The sequence below is a fragment of the Nostoc sp. genome (genome assembly GCF_036919675.1).
In the GTDB taxonomy this organism is placed as follows: Bacteria; Cyanobacteriota; Cyanobacteriia; order Cyanobacteriales; family Nostocaceae; genus Nostoc.
This window is the reverse complement of the sequence record NZ_JBALCP010000085.1, coordinates 1-11,787: the sequence shown is the minus strand read 5'-3', so window position 1 is coordinate 11,787 and position 11,787 is coordinate 1. Positions and strand designations below refer to the sequence as shown.

The following is an 11,787-nucleotide window of genomic DNA, read 5'->3' as shown; positions in this document are numbered from 1 at the left end:
CCAGGTGAGGAATGATCTTAATCCGAGTCCGAGGCATCACTGTACACCAATTTTACTTCCATTAAATAATACTATCTATTGCAACTTGGTATTACCTCTGCTTCCGGTTCTAGTCGTCCGAAGGCAGCCACTTTTTGATTTTTGAACGTGGTTTCTATTGGCTGAGATTTCTCAGTTTTACCAACTAACCCAAACTGAGAAATCCCATAAACAACAATTCCACCTGTAATAGCAGTAGCTCCAATTACTAATGTAATTATGCACCTGTCAATATGGATGTCAAAACCACAACTACGTTCAAGGGGTAACAACCGCTCAATATTAAGTAACATATGATGTGAGTAGAGATGTAGTACTGCTAGGTCTCTACATTGTTTTTCATCAGATGTCTATTCCTCACTCCTAACTTTTCTACCCTCCCAAAGTCCGCGTATAAATTACCTGACCTTGAGAATCATAGAGGAAAAGGGACAGGTTAGCATTGTCACCAATTACACCTAAAGCTTCCCGTAAGATTTGCAAGTGATTGGTAACATCAACAGCAGTATTAGAATTTTCAGAATAAGGATTAGCCAAGTTATTTTGCCTTATTTGGTCATACTCAGGGGTTAACCGGACAATAATCCTTGTATTGTCTATGCTAAATGTGCAAATCCGAATTCCATTAATACAAGTTTTATCCAAATCAGTGCGAGTTTGTTGCAAACTACTGACAACTTGTAGTTTTTCTTGTGCTTGTTTGAGGGCTGTTGAATAGGGTTCGATGAGAGACTGAGCCTGAGTGTAGTACAAGCTATCTTGGGAAACTTTTTTAGCAGTTTGCAAAGCCTGATCCCAGTATGTCGCCGCTGCTTGCCATTGGTTTTGCTGCTCATAAACTTTGCCTTGCTTGGCGGTGCTAACGGCTTGTTGGTAGGTTCTAGCAGCTAATTGTTCTTTAGTAGCGCGATCGCGTGCCGCTACTAGTTTAGGTTTATAATCTACCAACAGCTTTTCGGCTTCTTGGTATCCAAGGCTAGTTAGGGGAATGCTATTCAAGGCATTAATGGCTACCAGCCAAGTAGACTGAACCTTTTGCCAGTCATTCAAAGATTTAGCAGTAACTTCCCGATTCTTGGCTGCATTAGCTACAGCTTTTGCTGCTGTTATTTTTTTCAGCCATTTTTCCTCAGTAAATATCTGCTGATTTACAGCCTGTAAACGGGGACGATAATCAAATAATTTCCCTTGCACTAGCCCATAGAGTTCATTATCGGAATTTATAGCTTCTAGTGGTGCTATAGCCTGTCGCCATAGATGTTGCCTAGTTTGTAATTCCTCTAGGCTATGTGCGGGAGTTTGAACTTTTTGTGTCGTCAAAGATGCCGTCTGCAAAGCCTTGACCACCAGGTTGATTTTTTCTGACCGTCCAGACAAACTTGCTTTTAGTTCTTCTGACACCTGGAAACGGGGCGACCAACTAGGAATTGCATTCAGGGCTGCACTGGCTGTTGTAAGCTGCTGTTGTACAGCTACTAATTCTTTTTCAGACTTAGCGCGGCGCATCAGTTGCGGGGATCTTGTTTTTAATTGTTCGGCGTTTTGTATTTCTTTACACTCAGACATTACACAAGGGCGAGTCAAAAAGTAAGCACCACCGCCTAAGATTACAATTCCTACCAAAGCTGCACCCAGTAAGATAGGTTTGATTTGAGATGCTGGCTTTGAAACCGGCAAATTCGGCGCATCTGCAAACGGGTCAAACGGTTTCTCTTCCTCAATCTCATCTAGTGATGAAGAATAGGTCAAAGATGATGAAGAAATGGCAGAAAAGTATTGCTCCTCTGCTCCTCTGCCCCCCTGGTTACTGAGCGTAGTCGAAGTATGCCCCCCTGCTTCCCCTGCTTCCCCTGCTTCCCCTGTTTCCCCTGCTTCCCCTGGTTCCCCATCTCCCCCATCTCCCTCATCTCCCTCATCTCCCTCATCTCCCCATCCCCCCCTCTGCTTCAGGGGTAGAAAACATTTGGCATAAGGAAGTTGTTCACCAAAAACTCTGAGGAAACATTGCACTCGCTGCTCTCTGTTGGGTGCTATAGACTGAAGTACTTCCTCAAGGACTGCAAAGATTATATGAGCGTCAACAATTACATCTGATTTATGTTGCGTTAAAATCATTAGCCCGTCTTTATTGACGGCACACTTAACCTCGAAGACTTCAGCCGTTGAGACTTCTACAAGTAATTGTTCCTGCAAAGTTTTGGCTAAAAGCTGTAAATCTTCCTGCTGGACTGCTACTTTCATAGAGCTTTCCCGCTGAACTTCTATATTGTTTTGATTATCTTTAAGGAGATGAAATGAACTTTTTAGGTTTGTTGAATGCAAATGCACAGTTTAACCAACCACAGCCTGAAAATCTGAACGACCAACTTTCTAACACAAATTTTAACTTTTCACCAAAAATTCAAAGAGCAGTAATTGTTCGTGTCGCTACATTTCCACAGCACTAGATGCAAAATTAAATAATCTGTCTTCAGATATAAATTACAAATAAAAAATGGGAATAATAGAGTTTTTGAGTATTTTCACCGCATTATTTCGTGACAATTAAATTCACAGGAGCTACTGCTGTGCAAAATTCTAGTTGCACAGTTGTGACAAATTTATCCAAAGGTTAAGGAAACGATGTGATATCAGAGGGTTTTGACAGAAATGGTAGTTATCTTCTATGCTGGGAAACTTACTGAGGAGATTAATTTCGTGTTGTGGTTCTGGCACAAACAGGTTGGCTATCGAAATTAATGTGCCTCATTTGCTGAATTCGATAAAATTGATCCGTGAAAAAGAAATTTTTATAGCTGCCAAAAGCTTAATTCTGCAATCGAGGTGCTGCAAAATATTAAGACAGCACTAACTAAAGGCTGAGAAAGTGTCAATACAAGGTGTATCAATGGATTTATTAGAGTATCAAGTTAAAGAATGGTTTGGAAAAATAGGCATTCCTGTATTGCCTTCGCAACGAATTGACCATCCTACAGATTTGAAACGTTTAAAAATTCGCTTTCCAATTGTACTGAAATCTCAAGTACATGGAGCGGAACGGGCAAAAGCAGGTGGAGTCAGGTTTGCCGAAACGACTATCGATGCGATCGCAGCTGCTCAAAATATCTTTAGTCTACCAATATGGGGCGAATTGCCAGAAGTTGTGCTGGCAGAATCCCAATACGACGCCAACCAGGAATTTTATCTAGCGGTAGTTTTAGATACTGCTGTCTGCCGACCGGTACTTTTAGGTTGCAAAGAAGCAAACATCGATTGGGAATCCGCTGGGGAAAAAATGCACTATGTTGTCGTGGAACAAGAATTCTCGCCATTTTATGCCCGACGATTGGCTTTGAAAATGGGTTTACAGGGGACGCTGATGCAGTCGGTAAGCAGCGTTGTAGAGAAGATGTACGAGTTATTTGTGCAAAAAGACCTGGATTTAGTCGAAATTAATCCCTTGGCAGTCAGTGCTACTAGTCAAGTTATGGCTCTTAATGGTAAAGTCAGGGTCAATGAACGGGCGATCAAGCGTCATCCAGACCTCGGCGAGATGGCAGCAAAAATTATCAGCCGTCATACCAGTACTGAAATTAATGGTATTTTGGGCGACTGGGATGGTGTGAAAATGCATGGGAAAATCGGTATTTTAGGTAATGGTACTGGTTCAGTGATGGCAACTTTGGATTTAGTAGCTAATGCTGGTGGTAATCCAGGTGTTTGTTTGAATCTACGTCATGCTTTCCTGACAGATACGACACCAACTACCTTCTGCGATCGCCTAGAGATAGGTTTGAAAATCCTGGAGGCTGACAAAAGCATTCAAGTAATACTAATTAACTTTCTGGGTAGCATTCCTCAAACTGAGGAAGTGGCTGAAGTTATAGCCAGAGTTGTGCAGCAAGACAATAGCGAACTTCAATCACAGGTTGTACATTCTAATGGTAGTAAAAGTCGGCGAGAGCAGAATTTTTCACCCTTAGTTGTCCGTCTTGCTGGTTCTGAATTTAATGCTGCTAGACAATATTTAGCAACACTAAAAACCCACAACGACGCGCTCCTTGTGGTAGAAAATTTAGATGAGGCAGTGGCGGCAGCAATTCGTCTTGCTAAACCAACGGCTCATAAGAAATAGTGAGTGTCATTTTGTGACAATTCAAAAATCAGAAATTATTAATTTTTACCGCAGGGTATAAATTTTTGAATTTGATGCTGAAAACAAGTACAGCTTTGCTTCCTGGGACTAAATTATATAGCGCATTCAAACTGAATATTCCTAGCTAGAGGCAGGTTTTCCGATTTTTGGAACACTCAGCCTCAAGACTAGTTTTTGTAATTTCAGTAAAAATTGAATCAGTAGGACACTGAAAATGTGTCGTTTTTATGCCCAGTAATTCAAGGGACTGGGTTGCCAAACTTAGAGTAATTTTTTATGAACCTAACGCCAGACAGCAAAGTGTTAATTCAAGGCTTTTGTGAATTTATATCAGGCACTCATGTTGCTCAAATGCAAGCTTATGGTACGAATTTGGTAGCCGGTGTCAATCCTGGATGTGGCGGACAGGAACTGCATGGACTACCAGTATTTGACTTAGTAGAGGAGGTAATAGAACAATTTGGGGCAATTGACACGACAATTATCTGTGTAGATCCTTACGACGTGCTAGATGCGGCATTAGAGGCGATCGCATCTCATATTGGCCAGATCATTATTATTACTGCTGGCGTGCCGCCTTTGGATATGGTGCAATTACTCCGCAAAGCCGAGGCAGGTGAAACTTTGGTAATCGGGCCCAATAGTCCTGGGATCATTGTGCCGGGAAAAATTCTTTTGGGTACTCAACCTAGCGAGTTTTATACTCCTGGAACAGTGGGGATCGTTAGTCGTAGCAGCACCCTCACCTACGAAGTTGCTTACGAATTAACAAAAGCCGGTTTGGGGCAGTCGATTAGTGTCAGTATTGGTAGTGATGCGATCGTCGGTTCTTCCTTTCTCCAATGGCTGCAAATTCTCGATGAGGATGAAACCACACAGGCGATAGTTTTAGTCGGTCAACCTGGTGGTGGTAGTGAAGAAGCAGCAGCCCGATATATTGCTGAGGCAATTGATAAACCAGTAATTGCCTACATTGCAGGTAGACAAGCGCCACCAGGAAAGAGTTGGCGTCAAACTGGGACTTTAGCAACGGTTATCGGACGCGATCCTAATTTTGGCACAGCCCAAAGTAAATTAGCTGCTTTAAAAGAAGCGCAAGTTCCAGTAGCTGAACGTCCTTCTCAGATTCCAGAATTATTGAGAAAGGAGATTAACTAATTACAAAAAGCGAAGCAATAATCGAGCTTCGTCTGCCAGTTATAATGCATGAGTAATGGCGATCGCTCCACAAGTCTATCACCTGCTCGCCTCCATCTGTGGAAAATATCTCTTTTAGTAGTGGGTGCTGCCAGCTTTGGTGGTGATTGTCACCCTTACCCCTTCTTGGTTTCCGTAAACTGAAGTTGACAGCAGACCTGGAACTGCGCTAGCAACTGCGCTACTGCCTTCCTGCTTCATCTCCAAAATGCGATCGTCGTCGGTTGCTGAACTTGGGTCCTCAATCAGCAAGTAATATCGGTACTTACCAATACTACCAGTGCCTGAACCTAATTTGAGCCGAATGTCCTTGAGGATGTAGTAACTATTGTTGTAGCGCTTACTACTAGGAATTGAGGCGATGTAGCTGTTCATCAGCTCCAGCAATGTCTGAATAGGTGCTGCTGGATACAGGCTGGAGTTCCGAGGTTGTCTGGAAGACTCGATTGTTAGTGTTATCTAACTGCGTGTACTTACTTAGCAAGCTAGAACGGCTTTTGTCTGATGCCTTTTGAATCAAATCTTTGACCATACCATTCGTATTGCCGGATTCCAGATGGTATGACAGTTCATCATTGGTTCCCTTAAAGTCACTCATCTTGTTCAGATAAGCATCCAAAAAATTCCGCACAATATCCTGAGCATCACTTTAGTTAAGACTGTTCTCTTTAGCTGCCAAAAGAATGGAGACTGCCATCCGTCGCAAGTCCCAAACGTAGGGGCCAAGATAGCCTTGATCAAAATCAGTGGTGTCAAAAACGTTGTTGTCGTTGCTATCTCTCATCCCCCCAAGATTTTGCATATGCATATCTCCCTCTAACCAGGTGGCTGAGGTTGAAGAATTCACAAATCCTGAACTTGGCAAAGTCTGCATATCACGATAAAAAATGTGAGCCGTCCCCCGATAAAAAGCGAAGGGGCTAGCTGTCATTTTTTGCATTTTCGTTGCCAGCTCTTGAGGCAATTGAGAAGCAAAGGGATGGTTGTATTGGTAAATTTCATTCTCCACCCAAGTTGAACGGGGAGTTCCAGCCTTAACTAGAGATGCAAACCCCAAAATTAAAATTAAGACAACTACAATTGCAGATATGCGTTTGGGCATGACAGTCTTTTAGGTGTAAAAAAATTGACTCTTGCTAATCATCCAACAAGAATTCTTTTACCACCTTGAGCCATAGCTTGAAAAGTGATTTAAAGCACTATGCAACAACTATTCACTCTAACAAGTTAATCTGGGGAGTGGGTTATCTTATCTAGGGAGTGGGTATTGGGGGCTTTTCGTGAAGCTCTAAAAACATCTTAAGGAAGCAGCTACTAGTTGTACTTTTTTGGCTGCCATCCTCCATTAGCTCACGAAAAATGACATCCCATTCTCCAAGGTATATATTGAGTGCTACAGCTATTATCTGATTGCTGGTTTCCCACTGACGATTAATCCAAATTTCCCCAACTTTAGGGGCATTTTCTAATCCTTGGTGAAAATGGCTTGGCACACACCGAATTTGTGACTCTTCAAAATCCTCATCATAAGGATCAAGGCCTAGCTGTGATAGTTTTTGTGCTGAAACTCTTAGGTAATTTCAAGTGATATTCTTGCATCAGATGAAACAATTGCTGTTAATAGTAAAGCAACATTTCAAGGTAATCAAAAAAAGTGCTTGACGTTCTACATGAGAACAAATGACACACCACTTATCAAAATAGTGGATGTGTACCTCTTTAATCAACGCCCTTATTACTACATTGACCTTTTGAAATATTTCACATCATCGGCAACATTAGACGTTGCACCTGACACACAAATATGTGTGCAAGTGAAAGACGCGAATAACGCATAATGCCAGACGTAGTATTTGCTGACCCGACTACAACGACGGATGCTAGCGTTCAAAAAATGCTTAACGTTCTGCCTCCCATAGAGGAAAGACCGCCTACAGTAGCACCGCCAACGCCAGTACCCGTAACGCGTCCAACTGACAATCATGCAGCACCGCATACACTGCCACCTATTCAGGAGGAAATAAGGCAAACTGGTGCTGCACCTGTTCCGAAATCAGCTTACGATGACTTGCCAAGTGGTGGCGGGTAGTACATCTTTACGCACTTCACAAGAAATTCGATCTGGTAACGCTGGTGTAGACTTTGCTGTAAATGGCAGTTCAGGGGCAATTGGTAGTGAATTGGCGTATGAGCTTAATTGGTATACCTCTGGCTTGCTTAATGGATTTTTTCCGAATGAAGAAACGCCAGGTCTTGAAGAAAGTATTCCTTTCCCTAGTGCTGAAGGTGGCTTTTACACTATAGGGAAAAATCACGCAGCCCAGCTGCAAGACGCAATTGGGCAAGCCAAGGATACATTAAAAGACTTGCGAGATCACCCGCCACATTTTGACATTCCCCAGCCAAAAATTCCGAAGTTTGAAAAACCACAAATACCAGAATTCAAATTTCCAGAGTTACCAGAATTTAAGATACCTGGGTTTAAGTTACCGGAGCCACAAGACAAGGATAAGCCTAACCCTAACCCCAAAATAGAACATCCTACGCCTAAGCCGATACCTTCTGACTTAAGAAAACAATTAGAGCAATTAGAGCTATCACCATGTGGGAGTATTTCTTTTGGTGTGGTGTATGCCACGAAAACAACAGGTGAATATTTTGTACCCAATGAAGATAATACAGGGGGACATTTTGAGCAGATAAGAGTTGCTAGTTCCTTGGACGAAATATATGGGATGTATTCTGCTTGGGAATCTACACAAGATGTGAAATATTTTTCTAATGCCGTGGAATTCTTTGAAAGTGGCGGCGGTACTGGTAGCCGCAATGAAGTTAATGTAGGCAATGGCGCTAAATATGTATATGCCTCTGAAATAGGTAATGGAGTATATAGCGGCGGTAACCCTTACGGTAGTGGCTATCCCTTTTACTATGCTGGTGGTGGCATTGTTGAAATATCAGGGGACTCCTCAAAGGCGGGTATTTCAAGGGTACTAGGTGATTTAGCTAAAAGTGGCTACACTCCACAGATTTACAAATTAAATGTATCAAATCCATCTGCAAAAGATTGTCCCATTGGCAAATCACCTCCACCTCCAGACGACCCACCACCACCACCAAAAAAGAAAATGTGTTGTCCTGAAATCGACTACAGAAAAATCAAAGCTTTTATTGACGATGCTATCAGTAAGCTTGATGTGGTAGCAGCAATTCCAATGAGTTGGCAAATCCGAAATGAGGGAGGTAAACCTCAGTTAGTAATACAATGTGCTGAAGAAAATGGGGTAGATGATAAGGGCAATAAAAAATATAAATCTGCAATGTACCCGATAACTATACCTCATTGGGATGGTACAGCAAGCGATAAAATCTCGCTACCAAGTTACATCAAGGGTAATTACGAAGGTATTTACACTTTAAATGATAATACCAAAGTTACTATCAACGCTAAAAATGAGATTGAATGTAAGCGAATTCTCAATGCTTTAAAACCTCATATTCCAAAACAATATATTAAGGATGCGTACTTCAAGGGTGGAGTGATTGTGCGCGATAAGCCGATTAAAGAATCAAGGGTTAAGCCTCGCTATGGACGCTATTTTAAAGACGGACAAAAAAATAGTAAGCCTGATTGGAGAGTAGATTTTACGTAATGCAAAGACTGCCTCACCGAGTGCGACGGCAAAGTGATAAAAGTAATAAAAATGATAATTATATATCGTTGCCAGAAACTTGCAAGCTACTATTTCTTACTGAAAGCACTATTAGGTATCACATTATTCGTAAACGCTTTAAGGCTTTTAAAAGTGGTGGGAAGTGGTATTTGAGCAAAGATAGTGTAGAAACTTTTAAAAATTGGCAACAGCAATAATAAGTTTTAATCAAGGGAAACTCCATTAAGGGTTAAGGCCCAATCGGGATAGTTAGTGGTAAGTGACCTTTCAAGCACTAGCTTTGATGTATCAAACACAACAACTTGGTACACACTTATGGCTGCTGCTATTACAACTACTGCTACTACCTTGGAAGGACAGCTTTTAGAAATTGCGGGACACATTCAACTTGGTGAGTTGGCTGTTCCGGCCGAAACACGTCCTAACAACATTCAGGTGACAAGCGATTATGAAAATCAGTTAATTTCTGTTGCCTTTTCTTGCCCAATGACTTTAGCGGTTAATAGTGCTGGTGCGATCGTTGCGGCACCTACCACATACCTCCCGTAAAAATACTAATGTCGTATTTTGGAATACGACATTTCTATACCTATTTGAAACGAAAGCAATATTGAGGATAGAAGAAAATGGCAACTGAATCAAAAACTCAAGTTTATTACATCAACCTTGGCGGTACTGTTGCTAATATTGGTGCAATGAGGTTTGCATGGCGTGGTAAAAAAAACTTATACAAAAACATTGCAGCTGGACTTGGCGTGGTGTTAGCAAAAGATACTGACAAGGCTTTGATGTTTGGAGCAAATAATCCACGACCTGCTGAGGTGCGTATCGGATACACAGACGCCAGTGGCAATAGTAAGTCTACTGTTCGCTTTTGTGAACCAGACAGCATCGCTAGTGTTACAACGGGAGGAACGCTAAATAAGAAAAAAGTTTGGGTAGCTGGCAAAGAGTACAACATCAACTCTGTAAATATCAAGTCTAACTAATGCTATGCAACTTGAGGAAGGCTACCAAAATTTAAGAACCGATTACAACTGGAATATTCGCTTCAATCAAGTTGTTAGTGGTAATAATAATTTCGATATACCTCGTGATTTTACGTCAGGAATTATCGCAATATTGGGTGATACCACTAACATAAATCCAAGCAACGTAGTTGGGTACATCGTCCAAACTGTAGACTTATTTCAAATAGGTGGTATTGCACAAGTTGGCAACAGAATTGTCGTTCCCAACAAGATACCTACGGTAATGATTAGCGAGAGTTCCATTAACCCATATCGGCTTAGGTGGAAGTTTGCCTTCCCAGTTGGGCATTGTACGTTGAAAATCTGGGAAGCTGTACCAAAGTAATTTTAAATAAATAAAACTTTAATGAACTTTGATCTTAGCGTCGCTGGTTTTTTGCTTTCTTTAGTTCTTGGCGGTTCTGGGTGGGTTTTTCGATGGAGCGACAAACAAAAATTTGAAAGACAGCAAGCTAGTCTTGAAAGACAGCAGGCTATTGCTCAAGCGGAAGCTGCTGCTGAAAAAAAGGTAAATGAGGCACGCGATTTCAATCACCTTTTAAATAACCAAAAACAAATTTCACAAGGCATCGCTACCGGGTTTGATGACGTTGAGAAAAAAATAGATCATCTTAAAGAATTAATGCTTAGAGTTGAATCTTATTTAATCCGTAACCAAGGCACTAATCACCATGAGTAACTCTGGGGATTCATGGCAAAGAATTCAAAAAGGTAAAATTACAAAGAACTGTCAGAACGTAATCATGTCAGCTATCCAAACAACTGTGGTTCTTGCCATGACGGTCGATGGAAAGATTAGCGCCGTAGATCCTAAAGCACACCGTGATTCCGATGCCGCTGATCAAGCACACGTAGAGTATCAAGTTTCCCTTGCTGATCTTATTCTGGTAGGAGCAGGGACGATTCGGGCTGAAGAAGAGGTAACTTTTACAATTCGCAATCCCGAATTGTTGGCGGCACGTGAGGTTCGGGGTCAGTCTCCTCAACCCATTATCTGCGTTGTCTCAGGTTCCCTTGACCTATCGCTGGACTTCGCTTTTTTAAGCGAGGATATTGAGCGATGGATATTTACGACACGAACCGGTTTAGAGCGCAGTTCTGATACAACAACCTTGCAAAAACTGGCTGAATTAATTGATTTGGGAGATACAGATCTGGACTGGGATCGAGCCTACAGCTTGATGGCAAAGCGGGGTATTCACAAGGTCGTTGCTTTGGGAGGCGGCTCTTTAACAGCTTCTCTAGTAAAGGCTGGGCGAATTGACGATTGGTGGTTGACAATTTGGCCTGTCATTTATGGAGGAAAGGACGCCCATACCCCAGTAGAGGGAGAGGGTTTTCTTCCCAATGCTGCTCCTCATCTGCAACTTGTCGAAACTCGTCAAGTTGGAAGTGAGTTGTTTTTACACTACTGCACGCTCAACTAAGAATACGCTGCCAGAATTAAGCGCTATTATCGTTGATACTAAAAAACGCCCTCCCAATCTGGGAGAGCGCTTTTTGATTTAGCTAATCTTCAGAATTAACCGTTGATAGCAGGAGCAGTAAGAGCTACAGGAGCAAAGTCACCTGCTGCCAAATCTAGGGGGAAGTTGTGAGCATTGCGCTCGTGCATTACTTCCATACCCAGGTTAGCGCGGTTGATTACATCTGCCCAAGTCGCAATCACTCGACCTTCAGAATCAATGATTGATTGGTTGAAGTTGAAACC

At 42.0% G+C, this 11,787-nt stretch carries 15 protein-coding genes and 2 pseudogenes; 11 read left to right on the top strand and 6 right to left on the bottom strand.

Annotated elements, in window-relative coordinates:
* Positions 1 to 71: 71 nt before the first annotated feature.
* Complete coding sequence (locus V7K49_RS18630; protein ID WP_335206802.1) at positions 72 to 332, bottom strand: hypothetical protein; 261 nt, start codon at positions 330 to 332, stop codon at positions 72 to 74.
* 79 nt (positions 333 to 411) lie between these two features.
* Positions 412 to 2,280 carry a hypothetical protein gene (locus tag V7K49_RS18625; protein WP_335206801.1) on the bottom strand — a complete coding sequence of 623 codons (1,869 nt, stop codon included), beginning with the start codon at positions 2,278 to 2,280 and terminating at the stop codon, positions 412 to 414.
* A 53-nt stretch (positions 2,281 to 2,333) separates the two neighbouring features.
* Between V7K49_RS18625 and V7K49_RS18620 the strand changes: the two genes are divergently transcribed.
* The 3 genes from V7K49_RS18620 to V7K49_RS18610 all read left to right on the top strand — a co-directional run bounded on the left by V7K49_RS18620 (position 2,334) and on the right by V7K49_RS18610 (position 5,332).
* Complete coding sequence (locus V7K49_RS18620) at positions 2,334 to 2,486, top strand: hypothetical protein (RefSeq protein ID WP_335206799.1); 153 nt, start codon at positions 2,334 to 2,336, stop codon at positions 2,484 to 2,486.
* A gap of 440 nt (positions 2,487 to 2,926) precedes the next feature.
* Positions 2,927 to 4,153: a succinate--CoA ligase subunit beta gene (locus tag V7K49_RS18615; protein ID WP_335206797.1), complete on the top strand. Its 1,227-nt coding sequence runs from the start codon at positions 2,927 to 2,929 to the stop codon at positions 4,151 to 4,153.
* 297 nt (positions 4,154 to 4,450) lie between these two features.
* On the top strand, positions 4,451 to 5,332 hold the full coding sequence (locus V7K49_RS18610; protein ID WP_334867870.1) for a succinate--CoA ligase subunit alpha: 882 nt from the start codon (positions 4,451 to 4,453) through the stop codon (positions 5,330 to 5,332).
* Between the two features lie 114 nt (positions 5,333 to 5,446).
* Here V7K49_RS18610 and V7K49_RS18605 read toward each other — a convergent pair whose 3' ends face one another.
* From V7K49_RS18605 to V7K49_RS18595, 3 genes and pseudogenes are all read right to left on the bottom strand, one after another.
* Positions 5,447 to 5,746, bottom strand: coding sequence for a DUF2252 family protein (locus tag V7K49_RS18605; RefSeq protein ID WP_335206795.1), 300 nt, complete (start codon positions 5,744 to 5,746; stop codon positions 5,447 to 5,449).
* Positions 5,718 to 6,302: pseudogene (locus V7K49_RS18600) on the bottom strand (DUF2252 family protein). The gene V7K49_RS18605 and the pseudogene V7K49_RS18600 overlap by 29 nt, the downstream one beginning before the upstream one ends.
* A gap of 322 nt (positions 6,303 to 6,624) precedes the next feature.
* On the bottom strand, positions 6,625 to 6,864 hold the full coding sequence (locus V7K49_RS18595) for a hypothetical protein (RefSeq protein WP_335206794.1): 240 nt from the start codon (positions 6,862 to 6,864) through the stop codon (positions 6,625 to 6,627).
* Positions 6,865 to 7,208: 344 nt separating this feature from the next.
* Between V7K49_RS18595 and V7K49_RS18590 the strand changes: the two genes are divergently transcribed.
* The 8 genes from V7K49_RS18590 to V7K49_RS18555 all read left to right on the top strand — a co-directional run bounded on the left by V7K49_RS18590 (position 7,209) and on the right by V7K49_RS18555 (position 11,503).
* Positions 7,209 to 7,460 carry a hypothetical protein gene (locus V7K49_RS18590; protein WP_335206792.1) on the top strand — a complete coding sequence of 84 codons (252 nt, stop codon included), beginning with the start codon at positions 7,209 to 7,211 and terminating at the stop codon, positions 7,458 to 7,460.
* Positions 7,435 to 9,024, top strand: a complete 1,590-nt coding sequence (locus tag V7K49_RS18585) for a hypothetical protein (RefSeq protein WP_335206790.1) — start codon at positions 7,435 to 7,437, stop codon at positions 9,022 to 9,024. The genes V7K49_RS18590 and V7K49_RS18585 overlap by 26 nt, the downstream gene beginning before the upstream one ends.
* On the top strand, positions 9,024 to 9,242 hold the full coding sequence (locus V7K49_RS18580) for a helix-turn-helix domain-containing protein (protein WP_335206789.1): 219 nt from the start codon (positions 9,024 to 9,026) through the stop codon (positions 9,240 to 9,242). Before V7K49_RS18585 ends, V7K49_RS18580 begins: the two co-directional genes overlap by 1 nt.
* Positions 9,243 to 9,360: 118 nt before the next feature.
* Positions 9,361 to 9,594, top strand: coding sequence for a hypothetical protein (locus V7K49_RS18575; protein WP_335206787.1), 234 nt, complete (start codon positions 9,361 to 9,363; stop codon positions 9,592 to 9,594).
* A 77-nt stretch (positions 9,595 to 9,671) separates the two neighbouring features.
* Complete coding sequence (locus V7K49_RS18570) at positions 9,672 to 10,034, top strand: hypothetical protein (protein WP_335206786.1); 363 nt, start codon at positions 9,672 to 9,674, stop codon at positions 10,032 to 10,034.
* 4 nt (positions 10,035 to 10,038) lie between these two features.
* Positions 10,039 to 10,401 carry a hypothetical protein gene (locus tag V7K49_RS18565; protein ID WP_335206785.1) on the top strand — a complete coding sequence of 121 codons (363 nt, stop codon included), beginning with the start codon at positions 10,039 to 10,041 and terminating at the stop codon, positions 10,399 to 10,401.
* A 21-nt stretch (positions 10,402 to 10,422) separates the two neighbouring features.
* Complete coding sequence (locus tag V7K49_RS18560; protein ID WP_335206783.1) at positions 10,423 to 10,755, top strand: hypothetical protein; 333 nt, start codon at positions 10,423 to 10,425, stop codon at positions 10,753 to 10,755.
* Positions 10,756 to 10,819: 64 nt separating this feature from the next.
* Positions 10,820 to 11,503 carry a RibD family protein gene (locus V7K49_RS18555; RefSeq protein WP_335206782.1) on the top strand — a complete coding sequence of 228 codons (684 nt, stop codon included), beginning with the start codon at positions 10,820 to 10,822 and terminating at the stop codon, positions 11,501 to 11,503.
* A gap of 95 nt (positions 11,504 to 11,598) precedes the next feature.
* Here the strand turns inward: V7K49_RS18555 and V7K49_RS18550 are convergent.
* Positions 11,599 to 11,787, bottom strand: a pseudogene (locus V7K49_RS18550) (photosystem II q(b) protein); the annotation flags it as partial.